36 protein-coding genes are annotated in these 21,369 nt (G+C 40.7%); 1 reads left to right on the top strand and 35 read right to left on the bottom strand.

Annotation, left to right across the window (positions count from 1 at the left end; all coding sequences use genetic code 11):
• Positions 1 to 103: 103 nt before the first annotated feature.
• Both ABC374_RS26440 and ABC374_RS26435 read right to left on the bottom strand, forming a co-directional pair.
• Entirely contained in the window at positions 104 to 634 is a 531-nt protein-coding gene (locus tag ABC374_RS26440; protein ID WP_350300876.1) for an ECF transporter S component, read from the bottom strand.
• Between the two features lie 206 nt (positions 635 to 840).
• On the bottom strand, positions 841 to 1,389 hold the full coding sequence (locus ABC374_RS26435; protein ID WP_350300875.1) for a TetR/AcrR family transcriptional regulator: 549 nt from the start codon (positions 1,387 to 1,389) through the stop codon (positions 841 to 843).
• Between the two features lie 170 nt (positions 1,390 to 1,559).
• On the opposite strand from ABC374_RS26435, the gene ABC374_RS26430 reads away from it, so the two are divergent.
• Positions 1,560 to 3,008: a DHA2 family efflux MFS transporter permease subunit gene (locus tag ABC374_RS26430; RefSeq protein ID WP_350300874.1), complete on the top strand. Its 1,449-nt coding sequence runs from the start codon at positions 1,560 to 1,562 to the stop codon at positions 3,006 to 3,008.
• A gap of 140 nt (positions 3,009 to 3,148) precedes the next feature.
• Here the strand turns inward: ABC374_RS26430 and rpsI are convergent, their stop codons facing one another.
• From rpsI to rplD, 33 genes are all read right to left on the bottom strand, one after another.
• Entirely contained in the window at positions 3,149 to 3,541 is a 393-nt protein-coding gene (gene rpsI, locus ABC374_RS26425) for a 30S ribosomal protein S9 (protein ID WP_034304957.1), read from the bottom strand.
• A 20-nt stretch (positions 3,542 to 3,561) separates the two neighbouring features.
• Positions 3,562 to 3,999 (bottom strand): 50S ribosomal protein L13, encoded by a 438-nt coding sequence (gene rplM / locus ABC374_RS26420; RefSeq protein WP_034304960.1) that lies wholly within the window; start codon positions 3,997 to 3,999, stop codon positions 3,562 to 3,564.
• 267 nt (positions 4,000 to 4,266) lie between these two features.
• The gene (gene truA / locus ABC374_RS26415; protein ID WP_413020144.1) at positions 4,267 to 5,007 is read right to left on the bottom strand and encodes a tRNA pseudouridine(38-40) synthase TruA; all 741 of its coding nucleotides are present in this window, start codon (positions 5,005 to 5,007) and stop codon (positions 4,267 to 4,269) included.
• Positions 5,008 to 5,021: 14 nt separating this feature from the next.
• On the bottom strand, positions 5,022 to 5,819 hold the full coding sequence (locus ABC374_RS26410; RefSeq protein ID WP_137024085.1) for an energy-coupling factor transporter transmembrane component T family protein: 798 nt from the start codon (positions 5,817 to 5,819) through the stop codon (positions 5,022 to 5,024).
• Positions 5,819 to 6,685: an energy-coupling factor ABC transporter ATP-binding protein gene (locus ABC374_RS26405; RefSeq protein WP_413020142.1), complete on the bottom strand. Its 867-nt coding sequence runs from the start codon at positions 6,683 to 6,685 to the stop codon at positions 5,819 to 5,821. The genes ABC374_RS26410 and ABC374_RS26405 overlap by 1 nt, the downstream gene beginning before the upstream one ends.
• The gene (locus ABC374_RS26400) at positions 6,661 to 7,500 is read right to left on the bottom strand and encodes an energy-coupling factor ABC transporter ATP-binding protein (protein WP_101225875.1); all 840 of its coding nucleotides are present in this window, start codon (positions 7,498 to 7,500) and stop codon (positions 6,661 to 6,663) included. The genes ABC374_RS26405 and ABC374_RS26400 overlap by 25 nt, the downstream gene beginning before the upstream one ends.
• A 366-nt stretch (positions 7,501 to 7,866) precedes the next feature.
• Positions 7,867 to 8,229 carry a 50S ribosomal protein L17 gene (gene rplQ, locus ABC374_RS26395; RefSeq protein WP_034304973.1) on the bottom strand — a complete coding sequence of 121 codons (363 nt, stop codon included), beginning with the start codon at positions 8,227 to 8,229 and terminating at the stop codon, positions 7,867 to 7,869.
• Positions 8,230 to 8,312: 83 nt separating this feature from the next.
• Positions 8,313 to 9,257 (bottom strand): DNA-directed RNA polymerase subunit alpha, encoded by a 945-nt coding sequence (locus ABC374_RS26390; RefSeq protein ID WP_034304976.1) that lies wholly within the window; start codon positions 9,255 to 9,257, stop codon positions 8,313 to 8,315.
• A 178-nt stretch (positions 9,258 to 9,435) separates the two neighbouring features.
• A complete protein-coding gene (gene rpsK / locus ABC374_RS26385) occupies positions 9,436 to 9,825 on the bottom strand; it encodes a 30S ribosomal protein S11 (RefSeq protein ID WP_028390438.1) in 390 nt (129 codons plus the stop codon).
• A gap of 22 nt (positions 9,826 to 9,847) precedes the next feature.
• Positions 9,848 to 10,213, bottom strand: coding sequence for a 30S ribosomal protein S13 (rpsM, locus tag ABC374_RS26380; protein ID WP_034304978.1), 366 nt, complete (start codon positions 10,211 to 10,213; stop codon positions 9,848 to 9,850).
• A 22-nt stretch (positions 10,214 to 10,235) separates the two neighbouring features.
• Complete coding sequence (gene rpmJ, locus ABC374_RS26375; protein ID WP_003156543.1) at positions 10,236 to 10,349, bottom strand: 50S ribosomal protein L36; 114 nt, start codon at positions 10,347 to 10,349, stop codon at positions 10,236 to 10,238.
• Between the two features lie 40 nt (positions 10,350 to 10,389).
• Positions 10,390 to 10,608: a translation initiation factor IF-1 gene (gene infA / locus ABC374_RS26370; protein ID WP_028390440.1), complete on the bottom strand. Its 219-nt coding sequence runs from the start codon at positions 10,606 to 10,608 to the stop codon at positions 10,390 to 10,392.
• 565 nt (positions 10,609 to 11,173) lie between these two features.
• Positions 11,174 to 11,827: an adenylate kinase gene (locus ABC374_RS26365; RefSeq protein WP_350300872.1), complete on the bottom strand. Its 654-nt coding sequence runs from the start codon at positions 11,825 to 11,827 to the stop codon at positions 11,174 to 11,176.
• A gap of 58 nt (positions 11,828 to 11,885) precedes the next feature.
• Entirely contained in the window at positions 11,886 to 13,181 is a 1,296-nt protein-coding gene (gene secY / locus ABC374_RS26360; protein ID WP_034304981.1) for a preprotein translocase subunit SecY, read from the bottom strand.
• Entirely contained in the window at positions 13,181 to 13,621 is a 441-nt protein-coding gene (gene rplO / locus ABC374_RS26355) for a 50S ribosomal protein L15 (protein ID WP_034304982.1), read from the bottom strand. Before rplO ends, secY begins: the two co-directional genes overlap by 1 nt.
• A 32-nt stretch (positions 13,622 to 13,653) precedes the next feature.
• Positions 13,654 to 13,836: a 50S ribosomal protein L30 gene (rpmD, locus tag ABC374_RS26350; protein ID WP_034304984.1), complete on the bottom strand. Its 183-nt coding sequence runs from the start codon at positions 13,834 to 13,836 to the stop codon at positions 13,654 to 13,656.
• Between the two features lie 16 nt (positions 13,837 to 13,852).
• Positions 13,853 to 14,353 carry a 30S ribosomal protein S5 gene (gene rpsE / locus ABC374_RS26345; protein WP_034304987.1) on the bottom strand — a complete coding sequence of 167 codons (501 nt, stop codon included), beginning with the start codon at positions 14,351 to 14,353 and terminating at the stop codon, positions 13,853 to 13,855.
• A gap of 22 nt (positions 14,354 to 14,375) precedes the next feature.
• Positions 14,376 to 14,738 carry a 50S ribosomal protein L18 gene (rplR, locus tag ABC374_RS26340; RefSeq protein ID WP_101225873.1) on the bottom strand — a complete coding sequence of 121 codons (363 nt, stop codon included), beginning with the start codon at positions 14,736 to 14,738 and terminating at the stop codon, positions 14,376 to 14,378.
• Positions 14,739 to 14,770: 32 nt separating this feature from the next.
• Positions 14,771 to 15,307: a 50S ribosomal protein L6 gene (gene rplF, locus ABC374_RS26335; protein ID WP_192207445.1), complete on the bottom strand. Its 537-nt coding sequence runs from the start codon at positions 15,305 to 15,307 to the stop codon at positions 14,771 to 14,773.
• A 30-nt stretch (positions 15,308 to 15,337) separates the two neighbouring features.
• Positions 15,338 to 15,736: a 30S ribosomal protein S8 gene (rpsH, locus tag ABC374_RS26330; RefSeq protein ID WP_034304995.1), complete on the bottom strand. Its 399-nt coding sequence runs from the start codon at positions 15,734 to 15,736 to the stop codon at positions 15,338 to 15,340.
• Between the two features lie 30 nt (positions 15,737 to 15,766).
• Positions 15,767 to 15,952 (bottom strand): type Z 30S ribosomal protein S14, encoded by a 186-nt coding sequence (locus ABC374_RS26325; protein ID WP_034304998.1) that lies wholly within the window; start codon positions 15,950 to 15,952, stop codon positions 15,767 to 15,769.
• Between the two features lie 25 nt (positions 15,953 to 15,977).
• A complete protein-coding gene (gene rplE, locus ABC374_RS26320; RefSeq protein WP_034305000.1) occupies positions 15,978 to 16,517 on the bottom strand; it encodes a 50S ribosomal protein L5 in 540 nt (179 codons plus the stop codon).
• Positions 16,518 to 16,546: 29 nt separating this feature from the next.
• Positions 16,547 to 16,858: a 50S ribosomal protein L24 gene (gene rplX / locus ABC374_RS26315; protein ID WP_034305002.1), complete on the bottom strand. Its 312-nt coding sequence runs from the start codon at positions 16,856 to 16,858 to the stop codon at positions 16,547 to 16,549.
• A gap of 43 nt (positions 16,859 to 16,901) precedes the next feature.
• Positions 16,902 to 17,270 carry a 50S ribosomal protein L14 gene (gene rplN, locus ABC374_RS26310; protein WP_413020140.1) on the bottom strand — a complete coding sequence of 123 codons (369 nt, stop codon included), beginning with the start codon at positions 17,268 to 17,270 and terminating at the stop codon, positions 16,902 to 16,904.
• Positions 17,271 to 17,311: 41 nt separating this feature from the next.
• Positions 17,312 to 17,575 carry a 30S ribosomal protein S17 gene (rpsQ, locus tag ABC374_RS26305; RefSeq protein ID WP_048677887.1) on the bottom strand — a complete coding sequence of 88 codons (264 nt, stop codon included), beginning with the start codon at positions 17,573 to 17,575 and terminating at the stop codon, positions 17,312 to 17,314.
• A gap of 18 nt (positions 17,576 to 17,593) precedes the next feature.
• Positions 17,594 to 17,797: a 50S ribosomal protein L29 gene (gene rpmC / locus ABC374_RS26300; RefSeq protein ID WP_034305010.1), complete on the bottom strand. Its 204-nt coding sequence runs from the start codon at positions 17,795 to 17,797 to the stop codon at positions 17,594 to 17,596.
• Positions 17,787 to 18,221: a 50S ribosomal protein L16 gene (gene rplP / locus ABC374_RS26295; protein ID WP_034305012.1), complete on the bottom strand. Its 435-nt coding sequence runs from the start codon at positions 18,219 to 18,221 to the stop codon at positions 17,787 to 17,789. Before rplP ends, rpmC begins: the two co-directional genes overlap by 11 nt.
• Before the next feature lies 1 nt (position 18,222).
• Entirely contained in the window at positions 18,223 to 18,879 is a 657-nt protein-coding gene (gene rpsC, locus ABC374_RS26290) for a 30S ribosomal protein S3 (RefSeq protein WP_034305014.1), read from the bottom strand.
• 3 nt (positions 18,880 to 18,882) lie between these two features.
• Positions 18,883 to 19,224 carry a 50S ribosomal protein L22 gene (gene rplV, locus ABC374_RS26285; protein WP_034305017.1) on the bottom strand — a complete coding sequence of 114 codons (342 nt, stop codon included), beginning with the start codon at positions 19,222 to 19,224 and terminating at the stop codon, positions 18,883 to 18,885.
• 17 nt (positions 19,225 to 19,241) lie between these two features.
• Positions 19,242 to 19,520: a 30S ribosomal protein S19 gene (gene rpsS, locus ABC374_RS26280; protein ID WP_034305018.1), complete on the bottom strand. Its 279-nt coding sequence runs from the start codon at positions 19,518 to 19,520 to the stop codon at positions 19,242 to 19,244.
• Positions 19,521 to 19,580: 60 nt separating this feature from the next.
• The gene (gene rplB / locus ABC374_RS26275; RefSeq protein WP_034305021.1) at positions 19,581 to 20,411 is read right to left on the bottom strand and encodes a 50S ribosomal protein L2; all 831 of its coding nucleotides are present in this window, start codon (positions 20,409 to 20,411) and stop codon (positions 19,581 to 19,583) included.
• A 26-nt stretch (positions 20,412 to 20,437) separates the two neighbouring features.
• Positions 20,438 to 20,722 (bottom strand): 50S ribosomal protein L23, encoded by a 285-nt coding sequence (gene rplW / locus ABC374_RS26270; protein ID WP_034305023.1) that lies wholly within the window; start codon positions 20,720 to 20,722, stop codon positions 20,438 to 20,440.
• Positions 20,722 to 21,345 (bottom strand): 50S ribosomal protein L4, encoded by a 624-nt coding sequence (gene rplD / locus ABC374_RS26265; RefSeq protein ID WP_034305025.1) that lies wholly within the window; start codon positions 21,343 to 21,345, stop codon positions 20,722 to 20,724. The genes rplW and rplD overlap by 1 nt, the downstream gene beginning before the upstream one ends.
• Positions 21,346 to 21,369 lie beyond the last annotated feature (24 nt).

The raw sequence follows: 21,369 nt of genomic DNA, 5'->3' as shown, positions 1-21,369 counted from the left end.
CGCTTACTTGGCAACATTTCTTTTAACTGTTCGAAATTAAGATCGCAGTTCAATTTTCCATGCCCAACGCAATGTTTGAAATGGTTTCCTTAATTTGTTCCCTTTATACCTGTCCAGCTCTCTTCTTTAATCGGCCAGCAAGCGGCACTACAATTATACCGGCTATTACGACCTGCATTACGTTTCCGGGGATGGAGCCAAATGGCTGTATCCAGTTACCATAAAGAATAACTTCGACAAAATAGTAGCCGACGATTTTAATAATCAAAGCAACGGCAACGGCCATAGTGTAAACAAGTTCCCTTTTACCCGGTACCTTTTCGGATATAAGGCCGGCTAGAAAGCCCATTGCTCCTACGATGATGAATGTAAACGGTGCCCATGCTGCCCAACCGGAAAAAAGATCGAAGAAGGCCATTCCGAAGGCGCCTGCTATCGCCCCTGTTTTTTTGCCATAAACCAAAGCTGCTATAAAAAGCGGAACGTTACCCAGATGGATCAGGCCGCCGTTACCCATTATTGGGAGCTTGATGTTGATGAACATTGTCGCTACAAGGGTTAATGCAATGAATAGCGCATTGATGACCAAGGCTTTTGTTTTAGTTGTTTCAATCGGTGAGTATGTTGAATTCATATGAAGTCCTCTTTCTTTTTTAAGTATTATCATACTCCTAAACAGGAACTTAATAAATATGGATTTTACAAAAAATTCTGTATTACATAAGTAAACTCATGTGTAAACAAATGGAACACACCTGTCACCAACGTCACCGCGGCGTTTCACTTGGATCTGATGCTGAAAATGGAACAAATCTTTTTCCTAAAAAAACAACCCCAACATCATTGCACCCTGTACATTAAATAAATTTGATTGGCAATATAATCTGAACTAAAATGAAGCCCCTTTCTTATCCACCATATTATAATGCCTACCAATGAGGCTGTTTTAATGTCAATGTCAACATAATCAGCAGGTAAATTCTCCTTGGTATTCTTCCTTCTTATTTCTACTAATTGCTTTAATAATGAAAACAACTGGTCCTCAAACTGATTCGTTTTAAATAAAATAAGTAAATAGTTCCGATGGATATATAAATAATCAAGTAATTGTGTTAGCTGTTGTTTTTCTGATAAATCTTTTGCATGTATTAAGGCAAAAATTTTATTGGAAAGCTCATTTAAAATCTCATCGGTGATTTGCGTTAGTAAATCTTGAATATCCTGATAATGTAAGTAAAATGTTGTCCGATTCAACCCTGCTTTGGCTGCAATTTTCTGAACTGTTAAATTTGATATTATGGGGTCCTCGCATAAGAGAGCAATGACAGCGTTTTCAAACATTTCCCTTGACCGAATTGTACGAGGATCTTCTTTTTTAGGTATAGACATTTTAATCTCCTTTATAGATTTTCTTTAACTTTCTCAACAGCATATATTTCTATGTCGATTAGTGAACATTTTCAAGAAAACTGTTCATGGTAAGTAACATATATTTTTGTTACTATCGATTTTATCGACACGGTGTTGATAAAGCAAGTCAAAAATGAAGGGGTTTACGAATGGACATAACTGAAAGAAATAAAAAAGTTTTATTAATTGTACTGATTGCCGGGTGTTTTTTATCAACATTAAATCAAACTTTATTAAATGTTGCATTGAGTGGTTTAATGGACGTATTTCATGTAACGGCTGCAACTGTACAATGGTTATCAACAGGTTTTATGCTAGTGAACGGTGTTTTAGTGCCCATCACTGCCTTTTTAATGAAACGGTTTACAACAAGGCAGCTTTTTATTAGCTCGATGTTCTTTTTGTTAATCGGATCTGTACTTTGTGCATGGGCGGGGAATTTTGGCGTGCTGTTAACGGGCAGAATGATACAAGCAATTGGTGCCGGGATTATTATACCTCTAATGATGACGGTTATTTTATATTTATATCCTAGCGAAAAGCGTGGAAGCATTATGGGGACAATCGGCTTTGCGATAATTTTTGCTCCGGCCATAGCCCCTACATTATCTGGTTTTATCATTGAATATGTTTCATGGAGATGGCTATTCATTGGGTTAATCCCATTCTTAATAATCGTCATCGTTCTAGCGTTCAAATATTTAATGAATGTTGCAGAGACAACAAAAGCAAAATTGGATATCACAAGTGTCATTTTATCGACGATTGGTTTTGGCTGTATATTATTTGGATTTAGTAGCGCAGGAAGCAAGGGATGGAATGATCCCGTTGTCATCACTGCAATACTCGTCGGAATGATCGTGTCGACTCTATTCTGTATACGACAAATGAAATCCAGCGATCCATTATTAAATTTATCTGTATTCAAGTATAAAGTTTTCACGCTTACATCCTTCATCAATGTACTAATTACGATGATCATGTATGCGGATTTAATTCTTTTACCAATCTACTTGCAGAATGGACGAGGTTTTACAGCATTTGAAGCAGGTTTACTGCTATTACCCGGAGCTGTGATTAATGCCTTCTTATCCCCTGTCACAGGTAAAATGTTTGATAAATATGGTGCTAAACCACTCTTTATTACAGGTTTGGTATTTATCATTGTGTCGATGTGGGGAGTCATAGATATAAGCGAATCCACAACCTATAGCTATATAATGGTTCGTACCATAATATTACGAATTGGCTTGAGCTTCATTACCATGCCATTAAATACAGCAGGGTTGAATGCTTTACCAAGAGAATTGGGTTCCCATGGTTCAGCTGTAAATAATACCATTCGCCAATTGTCAGGTGCCATCGGAACAGCAGTTGTCATCACAGTATATACAATGCAGGCAACTTCACATGCTTCTGAGCTATCAATGCAAAATGAAAACATTACAGCTATACAACTAGAGGCATTAGCCTCCATTTTCGGCTCAAGTGATGCCTATGTTTTCATGTTAGTCTTATCTTTTGTGGCGTTAATTTTTGCATGCTTCATGCCGGGAAAAGCCGCAATCAAAAAAAGCCAAGGTGAATCTCATAACTAAAATTATTAAATGAGTATTTAAAATAAAGCATATCCGGGAGATCCCGGATATGCTTTTTAATATTTCAGTTACACACATTTTCCGGGCATAAAAAAGACTCCCAACCAAAATGGTTGAGAGTCTTTGAAACGGTAATGGAATTAACGTTTTGAGAACTGAGGTGCACGACGTGCGCCTTTAAGACCGTATTTTTTACGCTCTTTCATTCGTGGGTCACGAGTTAGTAAACCAGCAGTTTTAAGAGATGGACGGTATTCTGGATCAACTTGAAGCAATGCACGAGCGATACCGTGACGGATTGCTCCAGCTTGACCAGTGTATCCACCACCGCTAACGTTTACTAGAACGTCGTAATTTCCAGTAGTTTCTGTTGCAACTAGTGGTTGGTTTACAACTTCACGTAATGCTGCGAAAGGAATATATTCATTGATGTCACGACCGTTAATAACGATGCGACCTTCGCCTGGTACTAAACGTACACGAGCTACTGAGCTCTTACGGCGACCAGTACCATAATATTGAACTTGTGCCAAGATAGTAACCTCCTTAGTAATTATCCGCGTAATTCGTATACTTCTGGTTGTTGAGCAGCGTGTGGGTGCTCAGCTCCAGCGTATACGTGTAATTTTTTGTAGATTTGACGACCAAGAGAATTCTTTGGAAGCATACCTTTGATAGCAAGTTCAAGCATTCTCTCAGGGTAGTTTGTACGCATTTCAAGAGCAGTTCTAGTTTTAAGACCGCCTGGATGCATAGTGTGACGGTAATAAATTTTGTCAGTCAATTTTTTACCAGTCAAGTGGATTTTTTCAACATTGATTAGAATTACATGATCACCAGTGTCAATGTTCGGTGTAAAAGTTGGTTTATGTTTACCACGTAAGATGGATGCTACTTCAGTAGAAAGGCGACCCAAAGTTTTGCCTTCAGCGTCAATCACATACCATTTACGTTCTACTTCATTAGCTTTCGCCATAAATGTCGTACGCATGGTTAACCTCCTAAAAAACTTTTTAATTTTTTATATTTATTTTCAATCACAATAAACTTCCGGGGCTTATCGTGGGATTAAAATACATACCATATTATATTAACTTCTCCCAGATTCATTGTCAAGGGAATGTTACACTAGGATAAGTTGTCTATAAAACACTCTCTGCAACTCCATGAAAAGTTCAGTGTAGCGTCAAACCGCTCCATTACTGAGTTCATCTCGTTTCCCAGTTGTAAAAAAACTGGTATCACTTCGAAAATAATTTTATTTGTAAAAAACTTTCCATAAATATAAGCCTTGGGCTGGTGCTGTTTTCCCTGCAAAACTGCGGTCCTTTTTGGCCAAAATCCCGCTCATATCACGGGGTGACATCTTGCCGCTGCCGACATCCAGGAGCGTCCCAACCAAGATACGCACCATGTTATACAAAAAACCTTCGCCAACGAAGCGGAAAATCATGAAACCATCGCTCTCTTCAAAATCCATCACTTGTATCGTTCGAACTTTATCGACCACTTCCGTTTTAGCCGAACAAAAACTTGTAAAGTCATGTGTCCCGATCAAGTAGGAGATTGCTTCCTTCATCGCCTCCCCATCTAATGGGTAGGGATAATGATAAGAGTAATTTCGCTGGAACGGATCCCGCAGTTTCGAGCGGGCTATGATATACCGGTACTCTTTCCCAGTCGTATGGAACCTTGCATGAAAATCGTCAGGCACGATGTCGACTTCCAGAACGATGATATCGGTCGGAAGGAGGGCGCTGAACGCCTTTACCCAATTTTCCGTAGGGAATGTAAGGGGCGATTCAAAGTGAAGCACCTGCCCCTTTGCATGGACCCCTGAATCTGTCCTGCCTGAAGCAGTCACTTTTATAATTGTGCCTTTATGCATTTGGGCCAAGACTGCCTCGAATTCACTTTGTATGGTGCGCTTCTCAGGCTGCACCTGATAACCAGCAAAATCCGTGCCGTCATAAGCGATCACACATTTATATTTTGGCATAGTTCTCTTCCTTATTATGAACGTAATAAAAATAACATGACCGTTAGAACACCGATTGAGACCATCAAAAGACTATCACTCATCTTCCAGTTCAATTGGCGATATTTCGTGCGGCCTTCCCCGCCACGGTATCCTCTTGATTCCATGGCAGTTGCCAATTCCTCAGCCCGTTTGAACGAACTAACAAATAAAGGAACAAGCAGCGGTACAATCGATTTAACCCTGTCCTTTATCGGGCCAGATGAAAAGTCAACGCCCCTTGCAGTTTGAGCCTTCATGATTTTTTCCGTTTCCTCCATTAGCGTTGGAATGAAACGAAGGGCAATGGACATCATCAATGCCAGTTCATGTACAGGCATCTTCCACTTTTTCAAGGGACCCAACAGCTCTTCCATCCCATCTGTAATGGATATCGGGGATGTCGTCAAAGTTAAAAGTGACGTAACAAGGATTAATAAAGTAAATCTTACTGATATGAAAAAACCTTGAATCAGACCGCCTTCATAGATTTCAAACCAACCGTATTCAAAAAGCAAATCCCCTTCTTTCGTAAAAAATATATGGAGAAGGAATGTAAATACAATCAAGAAAAAGATTGGTTTTAACCCATTATAAAGATAACGAAGCGGTATTTTGGAAAGAATGATCAAAAGGATGGTGAATACAGCAAGCAAACCGTAAGAAACGACATTATTCGCCAAAAAGACGACACAAACAAACAGGAACACGAGGAGCAATTTAGCCCTTGGATCCATCTTGTGCATCAGTGAATTTGCAGGGACATAACGCCCGATAATCATTTTATCCAGCATCAGCGGTTCCCCCGTTTCATGGCTTTATCTATTTCTATCGCTAAATCACCGATATTAAGACATGGATGATCAAATCGAACACCAAGTTCCTTCTGGAGCTTTAGCTGAAAGCGGACCGTATCAGGAACATCCAGGCCAAGCTCCATTAATTGTTCCGGCTCCGAGAAAATTTCCTGCGGGGTTCCTTTTTTGAACACCGTACCCTTATGCATGATAATGATGTCATCCGCGTACTTGGCTGCATCCTCCATGCTATGAGTCACCAGAATCGTTGAAATGCCTCTTGCTTTATGCAGATCATAAAACATATCCATGATTTCTTTGCGTCCTCGCGGATCCAGACCCGCTGTAGGCTCATCAAGCACCAATACTTCCGGCTCCATGGCAAGTACCCCAGCGATGGCCACCCGTCGCATTTGTCCGCCGGATAAGTCGAATGGAGATTTTTCTAGAACTTCCTCATTCAGTCCGACTTGCACTATGGCTTTCCTGGCCAGTTTCTTAGCATCGATTTCAGAAACGCCAAAGTTCATCGGACCGAAACATATATCCTTTTCAACCGTTTCATCAAATAACTGATGTTCCGGAAACTGAAAAACAATTCCGACCTTTTGTCTTATTGGCCGCAAAGCCTTTTCTTTTCTTCCGGCTTCAATCGTCCGATCCCCAATGAAAACCCGACCCTTCGTCGGTTTTAAAAGAGCATTCAAATGCTGCAGTAGCGTGGATTTCCCGGACCCTGTATGCCCGATGATTGCGGTATAGGTTCCCGGCTCCATTGAAATATTGACATCATGAAGGGCTAGATGTTCAAAAGGAGTATTCACCTGATAGCGGTATTCTACATCATCGAGTGTAATTCGCATAAATCCTTCACCAACTCTTCCTCTGTCAAATGCCCATCAACTACACGAACACCATTTTTTTGTAACTCCTTGGTTAGTTTCACTGAAAAGGGAATATCCAGACCAAGAGCAATCAATTCTTCCTCTAACTCAAAAATATCCTGAGGCGATCCTTCACGATATAGCCGACCTTGGTTCATGACTATCATTCGATCAGCTTTCGCAGCTTCCTCAAGATCATGGGTGATTGATATGACAGTAATATCGTTTTCCTGCTTTAATTCCCTAACTGTTTCAAGCACTTCTTCACGGCCTCTTGGGTCAAGCATGGAGGTTGCTTCATCTAAGATGATTATGTCTGGCTGCAGGGCTATTACACCTGCTATGGCCACTCTTTGCTTTTGACCGCCGGATAGATGGTGCGGCTCTTGATTAAGAAAGGCATTCATTTTAACCTTATTTAACGCACCATGAACACGCTCCACCATAACCTGCTGAGAAACACCGGCGTTTTCTAAACCAAAAGCCACATCATCCTGAACTGTAGTGCCTACAAATTGATTATCTGGGTTTTGAAAAACCATGCCAATTTTCTGGCGTACATCCCAAACGGATTCTTCTGTCAAAAGTTGATCATTAATCGTAATGGTACCTGAGTTAGCGAACTGAAGACCATTCAGTAACTTCGCTAATGTCGACTTGCCAGAGCCATTATGTCCGACAATCGCAAGCCACTCCCCCTGATGAATATCAAAAGAAACATCATCCAAGGCGTTTCGAGACTGACCCTCATATTTAAAAACAATATTATTTAAAGAAACCAGCTTCTTCACCATGTGGCCCTCCTCATTCTCGACTGCACTCGTCTAAACTAACTCTGCTCACTCAATATAAATATAGTAGTTTTTCCTTCTGAAAATATAAAAAAACGCTGCACCCCTTCCACCGAAAGAATTTTCGGTAAATTAAGAGCAGCTAACAGCGGGCCTGTTACGAAAAACAGGTTATCTTATGATCGCTTATCAAAAGCGGGAAGGGATGCTTGAGCTAGACGTGAAGGCTCCCTGCATGATACAGGTTCCGCCAGCCATCGTAACACTCAATGCGAATTTCTAAAGTACAGAATTTCTATTTTAAAAAAAGAAAAAGGGCATAGAACAAGTGAGTATATTCATTTGTCCCGCCCTTTTTCATCGTTGTTATTAAACTAATTCAATAACCACGACTGGTGCACCGTCACCGCGGCGTGGACCAACTTTCATGATACGAGTGTATCCACCTTGACGTTCTTCATAACGTGGAGCCACGTCACTGAATAGTTTTTGAAGGGCATCTGTGCCATTCTCAGCGTCAGCGATTTCGTTACGGATGAAAGATGCAGCTTGACGGCGTGCATGCAAGTCACCACGTTTACCAAGAGTGATCATTTTATCTACTACAGAACGTAATTCCTTTGCACGTGCTTCAGTAGTTTCAATGCGCTCATGGATAATAAGATCCGTAGCTAAATCACGAAGTAATGCTTTACGTTGTGCGCTAGTGCGTCCTAACTTTCTGTAACCCATTAGAGATTCCCTCCTTTGTTGAAGTTCTATATTGTGTGTCTATAACAAGGCTCACAACATAATGGATTGATTCCGCCATGTTATCAGTCGTCTTTACGAAGACCTAAGCCTAATTCTTCTAGTTTCGCTTTCACTTCTTCAAGTGATTTACGTCCTAGATTACGTACTTTCATCATATCTTCTTCCGTTTTATGAGCTAGCTCTTGAACGGTATTGATTCCAGCACGTTTCAAGCAGTTGTAAGAACGAACAGAAAGGTCTAATTCTTCGATCGTCATCTCAAGAACTTTTTCTTTTTGATCTTCTTCTTTTTCAACCATGATTTCAGCATTTTGAGCTTCATCGGTTAAACCAACAAAGATATTTAAATGCTCTGTTAAAATCTTAGCTCCAAGTGCTACCGCTTCTTGCGGACCAGTACTGCCATCAGTCCAAACATCGAACGTTAACTTGTCAAAGTTAGACAACTGTCCAACACGTGTATTTTCAACTTGGAAAGATACGCGTGAAACTGGAGTGTAAAGAGCATCGATTGGAATTACACCAATTGGCTGGTCTTCTCTCTTGTTTTGAACAGCAGGAGTGTAGCCGCGGCCGCGACGTGCAGATAAACGCATACGCATATGACCGTTTTTACCAATTGTAGCAATATATAAATCCGGATTAAGAATTTCTACATCACTATCATGAGTGATATCAGCAGCCGTGATGACTCCGTCACCTTGAACGTCAATTTCCAGCGTCTTCTCTTCATCAGAGTAAATCTTAAGAGCTAGTTTTTTCACATTAAGAATGATAGATGTTACATCTTCCACGACGCCTTCAATTGTTGAGAACTCATGTAGCACTCCATCAATTTGTATAGCTGTGACAGCAGCACCTGGGAGTGAGGATAAAAGGATACGACGTAAGGAGTTACCCAATGTAGTACCATACCCACGCTCTAGTGGCTCTACGACGAATTTACCGTATTTGGTATCGTCGTTGATTTCAACCGTTTCGATTTTTGGTTTTTCTATTTCGATCATCAATAAACCCTCCTTCAAAACGTCAAAACCCCGGCAAGTAAAACGAATTCACTTAAACCGAAATTCCCCATGTATACGTTCCCGCTGTGCGCAACAACTGAAAATTAATCCTCTGTAAGAACGCAAACTCAGTATTATATCCCATTATTGACAGGAATACAAAATCTATACAGAAAAATTAAACACGGCGACGTTTTGGTGGACGGCATCCGTTATGTGGAACTGGAGTTACATCTTTAATTGCAGTTACTTCTAGGCCAGCAGCTTGAAGTGCACGAATAGCAGCCTCACGTCCAGCACCAGGTCCTTTAACTGTAACTTCAAGAGTTTTCATACCATGTTCAATTGATGTTTTAGCAGCTGTTTCAGCAGCCATTTGTGCAGCAAACGGAGTGGATTTACGAGATCCACGGAATCCTAGAGCTCCAGCACTTGACCAAGAAATAGCATTACCATGAGAGTCAGTGATCGTAACGATAGTGTTATTGAATGTTGAACGAATATGTGCAATACCAGTTTCTATATTCTTTTTCACACGACGTTTACGTGTATTAGTTTTACGTGCCATGAAAAGTAACCTCCTTTACTAATTATTTTTTCTTGTTAGCTACAGTACGACGAGGTCCTTTACGCGTACGAGCATTGTTTTTTGTATTTTGACCGCGAACAGGAAGACCACGACGGTGACGTAAACCACGGTATGAACCGATTTCCATTAAACGTTTGATGTTTAGGGAGATTTCACGACGAAGGTCGCCTTCTACTTTAAGCTTGTCAATGATATCACGAATTTTGTTCAATTCGTCTTCCGTTAAGTCACGAACGCGAGTTTCTTCAGAAACGCCTGCTTCTGCAAGAATCTTGATCGCTGTTTGTTTTCCAATACCATATATATATGTTAATGAGATAACAATACGTTTGTCACGGGGAATATCTACTCCAGCAATACGTGCCATGCTTGAGTGCACCTCCTTCTATTTAGCCTTGTTTTTGTTTATGTTTAGGGTTTTCGCAAATAACCATAACTTTACCTTTTCTGCGGATAACTTTACACTTTTCGCAGATTGGTTTGACTGATGGTCTGACTTTCATTGCTATCTAACCTCCTTATACAGATCGGAGCGAAACCGGATTATTTGAACCGGTATGTGATTCTGCCGCGAGTTAGATCATACGGGGAAAGCTCAACCGTAACTTTATCTCCAGGCAAAATGCGAATAAAGTGCATACGAATTTTACCGGATACATGAGCTAAAACAGTATGACCATTTTCTAATTCTACCTTAAACATTGCATTTGGCAAAGTCTCTTGTACTGTGCCTTCTACTTCAATTACATCATCTTTCGCCATTAAAGTGATTCTCCCTTCTCTATGCGTGAACCTATTAAAGGTACACATCTTTCCGTCAACATTACTACAGTCCAATCATCCTCATAAGTCTTACAATTCTGCATCAAGTATTCACCATTTTGTAGAACCAGGCTTTAACTGAGGACCTTTATCAGTTGGACCGAAATGAGGATTTTATGGGCCCTCATGTAAGTCTTGACCGATTCCGTGACCGACATACTCTCGAAATAGAGAAGCAATTAGTCTCGACATAGGTTTGAATAGCATGGGAGATGTTTGAAAGGCGCACGCCTGACATAGCTTCTTTCAACCCTCTATATCACGACTCTTTAGGAATCCCAATAGAGTCACTGCATTTCTTCATCAATTTTGCCGACCGGATATGTCCATGAAGATCACTTAAAAAGTAATCGCCCAATTCAGGGAATACCAAGTACAAGAACCTGATTAATAAATGTGCGAATGCTCTCGCGAAATCCATTATACCCTTTGTATTATAGGAATGCACCAAGTTTAACTAGTAAGTTATAAAAATGGTATGAATTTCATAAATCAATACGAATGATTAATTTTGTAAAGCACCAAGCAACACATCGATATTTTCAAATACCTTATTAATATCTTGCTGTCCGTTAATGTTGACCAAGTATCCTTTATCTCCGTAGAAATCAAGAAGTGGCTTGGTTTGTTTCAAATTCACATCTAAGCGATTTTGAACCGTTTCTGCATTATCGTCGGCACGTTGATATAATTCTCCGCCGCAGCGGTCGCATACATCATCTTTAGCAGGAGGATTGAAAACAAGATGGTATGTCGCACCACATGATTTGCAAATACGACGTCCTGTCAATCTTTCCATTAAGATGCTTTTATCAACATCGATATTAATGACAAAATTCATTTTGCGATCTAAATCAGCAAGAATGCCCTCAAGTGCTTCCGCCTGTGCCACAGTACGTGGAAATCCATCAAGCAAAAATCCTTTGAGGCAGTCTTCCTTGCTTAACCGTTCACGTACGATGCCAATGGTAACTTCATCAGGTACCAACTCGCCTTTGTCCATGAATGATTTCGCCTTTAGACCTAATTCTGTTCCATCTTTGATAGCTGTTCGGAACATATCTCCAGTAGAGATATGAGGGATATTATATTTTTCTACGATTTGTTCAGCTTGAGTGCCCTTACCAGCACCAGGCAGACCCATTAACACTAGATTCAATTTTCTTCCCCCTCAAACTCTATAATGGGTAAAGGGAACAAGCCGTTCCCAAAACTCATTACTTTATAAAGCCTTTATAGTGTCTCTTCACAAGTTGTGATTCCAGCTGCTTCATCGTATCAAGGGCAACCCCCACTACGATCAGCAAACTGGTTCCACCAATCTGTGCAGATTGAGGCAGATCAGCAAGCTTAATGAAAAATACCGGTAAAACGGCAATGATGGCTAAAAATATAGAGCCTACAAACGTCAGACGGTATAAAACACGTGTTAAATATTCTTGTGTACTCTTACCTGGACGGATCCCAGGCACATAGCCACCTTGCTTTTTCAAATTCTCAGCCATTTGTTCAGGGTTAACCTGAATGAATGCATAAAAATACGCAAAAGCAATGATAAGAGCAACATATATGATCATACCAATTGGCTTGGTATAATCAAGATTTGTTGATATCCAACTAGTCACGCTGTTCTTTCCAAAGAAAGAAGCGATTGTAGTGGGAGTAATGATAAATGCCATTGCAAAGATTACCGGAATAACCCCCGCAGCATTTACTTTCAATGGTAAATGAGTAGACTGGCCACCCATTTGTGTACGACCTACCGCAGCACGTTTCGCATACTGAATAGGAATTTTACGTAATGCCTGCTGAATGAAGATAACAGCAACCACGATTGCTAATACTGCTAAAACAATGAGGATAATCGTTATGATTCGTAAGAATAATTGATCACCGGCATTTTCAAATTGTTGGGCGTAAATCTGATTTGCCGTAGTTGGCAAACTAGCTACGATACCAGCAAAGATGATGATGGAGATCCCATTACCCACACCCTTAGCAGTGATCAGCTCCCCTAACCACAGAAGAAAAGCTGTTCCTGCCGTTAAGACAGTCGCAATAAGCAAGTATGTTGCAATTCCAGGATTTTCAATCAACTGTCCACCTGACATATTATTGAACCCATAAGACATACCAACTGCTTGGATAAATCCTAGGATAATAGTGAAGTAACGAGTGAATTGTGCTAATTTACGGCGCCCTGCTTCCCCTTGTTTAGACCATTCAGTGAACTTAGGAACAACATCCATCTGTAACAGCTGAACGATGATGGATGCCGTGATGTAAGGCATGATACCCATCGCTAATATCGAAAAGTTTTGCAGTGCTCCGCCGCCAAAGGTATTTAAAAGACCGATGACGCTCAGCTGGTCCTGTTCAGCGAGAAAATCGGCATTCACATGCGGTACAGGTATAAATGTACCGATGCGATAGACGATTAACATTAGAAGGGTAAAAATAATCTTATTCCTTATTTCACCCACGCGCATAAAATTGGAGATCGTGCGAAACATTAGATCACCTCTGTATTACCGCCAGCAGCTTCGATAGCTTCTTTAGCAGTAGACGAGAATTTGTGAGCTTTAACAGTAAGCTTTTTCTCAATGCTTCCTTTGGCAAGAATTTTGATTCCTGCTTTTTCTTTACTTACAACCCCAGTCTCAAGTAAAAGAGCTGGTGTTACTTCAGTACCGTCTTCGAAAAGATTTAACGTATCAAGATTCACGATAGCATAGTCTTTACGGTTGATGTTGGTAAATCCACGTTTAGGTAAACGTCTGAATAGAGGAGTTTGACCCCCTTCAAATCCAAGACGCACACCGCCGCCGGAGCGAGCGTTTTGTCCTTTGTGTCCTTTACCTGCTGTTTTACCGTTACCAGATCCAATACCGCGACCTTTACGTTTACGTTCTTTACGAGAACCTTCTGCAGCTTTTAACTCATGAAGTTTCATGTTGGCACCTCCTTGTTAAGTTAAAAATTATTTTATTGTTCTTTTACAGTAACAAGATGAGCAACTTTGGTAATCATACCGCGAATCGCAGGGTTATCTTCTTGAACAACCGTTTGATGCATTTTGCGTAAACCCAAAGTGTTAACTGTAACACGTTGATCTTCAGGACGACCAATCAAGCTGCGAGTGAGGGTGATTTCTAATTTATTAGCCATAATTCGATTTCCCTCCTTATCCTAACAGTTCTTGTACTGATTTTCCACGTAACTTAGCTACGTCTTCAGCACGTTTCAATTGCTTCAATCCTTCAATTGTTGCGCGAACCATATTAATAGGTGTATTAGTACCTAGTGATTTAGACAAGATATCGCTAACTCCGCCTAATTCAAGTACCGCACGAACAGGACCACCAGCAATTACTCCTGTACCTTCAGAAGCTGGTTTCAATAGAATGTGACCTGCGCCATAGCGACCGTTCACAAGATGAGGAATAGTAGTACCAACCATCGGTACAGTAATTAGATTTTTCTTAGCATCCTCAATAGCTTTACGGATAGCATCCGGAACTTCTTGAGCTTTACCAGTACCAAATCCAACATGACCATTTTTATCACCAACAACAACTAGTGCAGTGAAACGGAAACGACGTCCGCCTTTAACAACTTTAGCTACACGATTAACTGTAACTACGCGTTCTTCAAGTTCTAATTTATTAGGATCAATGCTACGCATCTGTTATGTCCCTCCTTATCCATTAAAATTCTAAGCCGTTTTCACGAGCAGCGTCAGCCAATGCTTTTACACGACCATGGAAGAGGTAACCACCGCGGTCAAACACCACAGCTTTGAAACCTTTTTCAACAGCACGTTTCGCAATAAGTTCGCCAACTTTTTGAGCTGCTTCAGCATTGCTACCTGCTTCGATATTGATCTCTTTATCAAGAGTTGAAGCACTTGCCAATGTTACGCCTTTTGCATCGTCAATTAATTGTGCGTAAATGTGTTTGTTTGAACGAAACACATTTAAACGAGGACGAGCTTCTGTTCCAGAAAGCTTAGCACGTACACGCGCATGTCTTTTCTGACGAGTAGCATTTTTATCAAGCTTCGTAATCATTTACGTCACTCCTTTCGTTTACTTATGCGGCATTACTTACCAGTTTTACCTTCTTTACGACGAACGAATTCGCCTTCGTAACGGATACCTTTACCTTTATACGGCTCAGGCGGGCGAACATCACGGATATTAGCTGCTAGAGCTCCTACACGTTCTTTGCTTGCACCTTTGATGATTACTTTTGTATTAGAAGGAACTTCGACTTCAACGCCAGCTTCTGGCTCTATTTCTACAGGGTGGGAATATCCTACGTTAAGGACAAGCTTGTTACCTTGCTTTTGTGCACGGTACCCAACCCCAATAAGTTCAAGTGATTTTACGAAACCTGTTGATACACCTTCAACCATGTTAGAGATAAGTGCGCGAGTAGTACCGTGTAAAGAACGGTGAGCCTTCTCGTCAGACGGACGTGTAACAGTTAACACGTTCTCTTCAACAACGATTGAAAGGTCAGGATTGAATGATCTAGTTAATTCACCTTTAGGTCCTTTAACAGTTACTTCACTTCCAGTAATAGTAACTGTCACGCCTGCAGGGATTTCAATAGGTTTTTTACCTATACGAGACATAATGTGCACCTCCATTCTTGTGAAAATGTATTACCAAACGTATGCTAAAACTTCTCCGCCAACTTGTTTAGAGCGAGCTTCCTTGTCTGTTAAAACTCCGTGAGAAGTAGAAACAATTGCGATACCTAAACCGTTAAGAACGCGTGGTACCTCTCCAGTTTTTGCATATACACGCAAACCAGGTTTGCTGATACGTTTTAGACCAGTGATAACACGTTCGTTGTTTGCACCGTATTTTAAGAAGATACGGATGATACCTTGTTTGTTGTCTTCGATTAATTCAAAGTCACGTACGAAGCCTTCACTTTTTAAGATCTCAGCAATTTCCTTTTTGATCTTTGAAGCAGGAACTTCCAGTTTTTCGTGACGAACCATATTCGCATTACGGATGCGAGTAAGCATATCTGCAATAGGATCTGTCATGACCATTATATTTTACCTCCTTCCCAAACTCGGGTTTTACCAGCTAGCTTTTTTAACGCCAGGAATTTGTCCTTTATATGCAAGTTCGCGGAAACAAATACGACAAAGTTTAAATTTACGTAGTACTGAATGTGGACGTCCGCAACGTTCGCAACGTGTATATTCTTGTACTTTAAACTTCTGTTCGCGTTTTTGCTTTACGATCATAGACTTTTTAGCCACGATTTCGCCTCCCTTTATTTAGAGATTACTTTTGGAACGGCATTCCAACTTGAGTAAGTAGTTCACGAGCTTCTTCGTCAGTGTTGGCAGTCGTTACGATAACGATGTCCATACCACGAACTTTGCTCACTTTATCGTAATCAATCTCAGGGAAGATAAGTTGTTCTTTAACGCCTAATGTATAGTTCCCACGTCCGTCAAAGGATTTCTTTGAAACGCCGCGGAAATCACGTACACGCGGTAAAGATACAGATACTAGCTTATCAAGGAATTGATACATACGCTCTCCACGTAATGTAACTTTCGCTCCGATAGGCATACCTTCACGCAAACGGAAACCTGCGATTGATTTTTTTGCTTTTGTTATAACTGGTTTTTGACCAGTGATCAATGTAAGTTCTTCAACAGCTGTATCTAAAGCTTTCGAGTTAGAAACTGCGTCACCCACACCCATGTTAATAACGATTTTCTCAATGTTTGGTACTTGCATTACTGATTGATAGTTGAATTTACCCATCAATGACGGTGTAATTTCACTTCTGAATTTTTCTTTAAGGCGGCTCATTGCTTAGTGTACCTCCCTTCATTTATGACTTATTTATCTAAAGATTCACCTGATATTTTAGCTACGCGTACTTTTTTACCATTTTCGATCTTATATCCAACACGAGTCGGTTTACCTGATTTAGGATCAAGTGGCATTACATTGGATACGTGAATAGCAGCTTCTTTGCTTATAATTCCACCTTGTGGATTAAGTTGAGATGGCTTGGAATGCTTTTTCACGATGTTAATTCCTTCAACAAGCACACGATTTTGTTTCGGATATGCAGAAAGAATTGTTCCTTGTTTGCCTTTGTCCTTACCAGAGATGACTACGACTTTGTCACCTTTTTTAACATGCATTAGCTTGGCACCTCCTTGAAAGGCTTTATACAAATTTTACATATTATAGAACTTCTGGAGCAAGAGAAACGATTTTCATGAAACTATTGTCACGTAATTCACGAGCAACAGGTCCAAAAATACGCGTTCCACGTGGGCTCTTATCGTCACGGATAATTACACATGCGTTTTCATCGAAACGAATGTAAGAACCGTCAGGACGACGCATACCACGTTTTGTACGGACAACAACAGCCTTAACGACTTCACCTTTTTTAACAACGCCTCCTGGTGTTGCCTGGTTGACTGTACAAACGATGATATCACCGATGTTTGCAGTTTTACGGCCAGAACCACCTAGGACTTTAATTGTTAGCACTTCACGAGCACCAGAATTGTCAGCGACTTTTAAACGAGATTCTTGTTGAATCATGTACGGTACCTCCCTTCGGAATTAGCTTAATCCGAACTATATTAAATGATTACTGCTTTTTCTACTACTTCTACAAGACGGAAGCGTTTTGTAGCTGAAAGTGGACGAGTTTCCATGATACGTACTACGTCGCCTGCTTTAGCTTCGTTTAGCTCGTCATGAGCTTTAAACTTTTTAGAGTATTTCACGCGTTTACCGTATAAAGAATGCTTTTTATAGGTTTCTACAACAACTGTAACTGTTTTATCCATTTTGTCGGATACTACGCGTCCAGTGTAGATTTTGCGTTGGTTGCGTTCGCTCATTCTGCAAACCTCCATTCATTATCGATTAGTGACACCGATCTCTCTTTGACGAACAACTGTTTTCATACGAGCAATCGATTTGCGAACTTCACGGATGCGAGCTGTATTTTCAAGTTGTCCAGTAGCTAACTGGAAACGAAGATTAAATAGTTCTTCTTTAAGAGATTTTAGTTTTTGTTCAATTTCAGCAGTGGTTAGATCTTTGATTTCATTAGCTTTCATTTGTTTCACCACCAATTTCCTCTCTTTTTACAAACTTGCATTTGATTGGAAGTTTGTGTGCTGCAAGGCGCAATGCTTCTCTTGCCACCTCTTCAGATACACCAGAGATTTCAAACATAACTTTGCCCGGTTTAACTACTGCTACCCAACCTTCAGGAGCACCTTTACCGGAACCCATCCGTACTTCAAGCGGCTTAGCTGTGTAAGGTTTGCTTGGGAAGATTTTGATCCAAACTTTCCCTCCACGTTTCATATAACGAGTCATCGCAATACGAGCTGCTTCGATTTGACGGTTCGTGATCCAGGAAGCTTCTTGAGCTTGAAGTCCAAATTCTCCGAAATGAACTTCAGTGCCGCCTTTAGCCATCCCTCTCATCTTACCGCGGTGTTCACGACGGTATTTTACGCGTTTTGGCAATAACATATTATTTTCCTCCTTCCTCAGATTTCTTCTTAGTAGGAAGAACTTCTCCACGGTAGATCCAAACTTTCACGCCTAGCTTACCGTAAGTAGTATCTGCTTCAGCATGAGCATAATCTATGTCTGCACGAAGTGTGTGAAGTGGAACTGTTCCTTCGCTGTAATGTTCAGCACGAGCAATATCAGCACCGCCAAGACGACCAGAAACTTGTGTTTTGATTCCTTTTGCTCCAGAACGCATAGTACGTTGGATAGCTTGCTTTTGAGCGCGACGGAATGAAACACGGTTTTCTAATTGACGAGCGATGTTTTCTGCAACCAATTTTGCATCAAGATCTGCTCTTTTAATTTCGATGATATTGATATGAACTCTTTTGCCAGTCAACTGGTTCAAAGCTTTACGAAGTGCTTCGACCTCAGTACCGCCTTTACCGATAACCATTCCTGGTTTAGCAGTGTGGACAGATACATTGATACGGTTAGCTGCACGCTCGATTTCAACTTTTGAAACAGAAGCATCATTTAGACGTTTCGCGATATATTCACGAACTTTGATGTCTTCATGCAAAAGAACTGCGTAGTCTTTATCAGCGTACCATTTGGATTCCCAGTCACGGATTATCCCGATACGCATACCGATTGGATTTACCTTTTGACCCACAGATTACCCCTCCTTCTTTTCTGATACAACGATTGTAATATGACTAGTACGTTTGTTAATTGCACTCGCACGACCTTGAGCGCGAGGACGGAAACGTTTTAATGTTGGTCCTTCGTTAACGTATGCCTCTGAAACGACTAGGTTATTAATATCCATTTCGTAGTTGTGTTCTGCATTTGCGATAGCAGATTTCAGAATTTTTTCTACGACTGGAGAAGCAGATTTTGGTGTTAAGCGAAGAATCGCTACTGCTTCACCTACTTGTTTTCCTCGAATTAAATCTGCGACTAAACGCACTTTACGAGGAGCAATACGAACTGTTTTAGCGACAGCTTTAGCTTGCATGAGATGCCCTCCTCTCATTAACGTCTTGTTTTCTTGTCATCACTTGCGTGACCTTTATAAGTGCGTGTAGGCGCGAATTCGCCTAGTTTGTGACCTACCATATCTTCTGTTACATAAACCGGCACATGCTTACGACCGTCATAAACGGCGATTGTGTGTCCGATGAATTGCGGGAAGATTGTTGAGCGACGAGACCAAGTTTTTACTACCTGTTTCTTGTCAGCTTCATTTAATTTTTCAACTTTTACCAATAAATGATCATCAACAAAAGGCCCTTTTTTTAAGCTACGACCCATGCGAGTACCTCCCTTCGTGACTGTTCTACGGTTCTATATATGAACCGTAGCTCAATCCCGTTATTTTTTACGACGACGTACGATAAATTTATCGGATTTGTTTTTCTTCTTACGAGTTTTGAATCCAAGAGTAGGTTTACCCCATGGAGACATTGGTGATTTACGTCCGATTGGCGCTTTACCTTCACCACCACCGTGTGGGTGATCATTCGGGTTCATTACAGATCCACGAACTGTTGGGCGTTTACCTAACCAACGGTTACGGCCAGCTTTACCAATGTTGATAAGTTCATGTTGTTCATTACCAACTTGACCGATTGATGCACGGCAAGTAGCAAGAATCATACGAACCTCACCTGAGTTTAAACGTACAAGTACATAACGACCTTCTTTACCAAGTACTTGAGCAGATGTTCCTGCTGAACGGACTAATTGTCCACCTTTTCCTGGTTTAAGTTCGATGTTATGAATTACTGTACCAACTGGGATGTTAATAAGAGGAAGTGCGTTACCCACTTTGATGTCAGCTTCTGGACCTGACATAACTTCCAAACCTACTTCTAGGTTTTTCGGAGCTAGGATATAACGTTTTTCTCCATCAACGTAATTAATTAATGCAATGTTTGCAGAACGATTTGGATCGTACTCAATAGTAGCAACGCGTCCTGGTATACCATCTTTATTCCGTTTGAAATCGATGATACGGTATTGACGCTTGTGGCCGCCACCTTGATGACGAACTGTTAACTTACCTTGGTTATTACGGCCGCCTTTGCTGTGTAAAGGAGCAAGTAATGATTTTTCCGGTTTGTCTGTAGTGATCTCAGCAAAATCGGAAGTTGTCATATTACGTCGACCGTTAGAGGTAGGTTTATACTTCTTAATCGCCATTTGTATTTCCCTCCTTCTCTAATGAATTAAGCCTCGAATAGCTCGATTTCTTTGCTGTCAGCAGTTAATTTAACAATAGCTTTACGGCGCTTGTTAGTATAGCCTGCATGTTTGCCCATGCGTTTGAATTTACCTTTGTAGTTCATGATGTTTACTTTCTCAACTTTAACGCCGAAAATTTCTTGAACAGCATCTTTAACTTGAGTTTTATTAGCTCTAACATCAACTTCAAAAGTATATTTCTTTTCAGCCATTATGTCTGAAGAGCGTTCAGTGATTACGGGGCGCTTAATGATATCGCGTGCATCCATTATGCAAGCACCTCCTCTACTTTTTCGACAGCTGATTTAGTCAAGATCAATTTGTTGTGTGAAACAACATCAAGAACATTAAGACCATCAGCTTCAACTACAGTAACACCAGGGATGTTACGTGCAGAAAGAGCAACTTTCTCATCTAAACCGTCAGTAACTACCAACGTTTTAGTATCAACAGAAAGGTTTTTAAGTACAGCTACAAACTCTTTTGTTTTTGGAGCTTCGAAAGACAAGCTTTCAAGTACCAAAATGTTCTCTTCCAATGCCTTTGCAGACAATGCAGATTTAATAGCTAAACGACGTACCTTTTTAGGTAGCTTGTAAGCGTAAGATCTTGGAGTTGGTCCAAAAACAACGCCACCGCCACGCCATTGTGGAGAACGGATAGAACCTTGACGCGCACGTCCTGTTCCTTTTTGTTTCCAAGGTTTACGTCCACCGCCTGCAACTTCAGAACGGTTTTTAACTTTATGAGTTCCTTGACGTAAGGAAGCTCGTTGCATGATGATTGCTTCAAATAATACGTGATTATTAGGTTCGATACCAAAGATGGATTCATTTAGTTCGATGTCGCCAACTTGTGAACCTGTTTGGTTGAACAATGTAACTTTTGGCATTCTATTGCTCCTCCTTTCTCAGAA

The sequence above is a fragment of the Peribacillus phoenicis genome (assembly GCF_047238085.1).
Classification (GTDB): domain Bacteria; phylum Bacillota; class Bacilli; order Bacillales; family DSM-1321; genus Peribacillus.
Note: the sequence above shows the minus strand (reverse complement) of the source record. Positions and strands in the feature narration are given on the sequence as shown.